General features: G+C 51.9%; 1 tRNA gene and 1 rRNA gene. Both read right to left on the bottom strand.

Annotated elements, in window-relative coordinates:
- Position 1: 1 nt before the first annotated feature.
- Positions 2-75, bottom strand: a tRNA-Ile gene (locus MRBLMU1_RS27660).
- 78 nt (positions 76-153) lie between these two features.
- Positions 154-266, bottom strand: a 16S ribosomal RNA gene (locus tag MRBLMU1_RS27655); the annotation flags it as partial.

Raw genomic sequence — 266 nt, 5'->3', positions numbered from 1 at the left:
GTAGGGCTGGTTGGACTCGAACCAACGACCCCCGCGTTATCAACACGGTGCTCTAACCAGCTGAGCTACAGCCCCAAATGCTGTTCTTTATATTGACAGTCGATAAGTGTGAACGCTTGATGAGTGAATCATTGCTGATTCGTGCCACTCTAGAAAGGAGGTGATCCAGCCGCACCTTCCGATACGGCTACCTTGTTACGACTTCACCCCAGTCACGAATCCTACCGTGGTAAGCGCCCTCCTTGCGGTTAAGCTACCTACTTCTG

This window comes from Burkholderia sp. LMU1-1-1.1 (assembly GCF_040675865.1).
Classification (GTDB): domain Bacteria; phylum Pseudomonadota; class Gammaproteobacteria; order Burkholderiales; family Burkholderiaceae_D; genus Rugamonas.
Note: the sequence above shows the minus strand (reverse complement) of the source record. Positions and strands in the feature narration are given on the sequence as shown.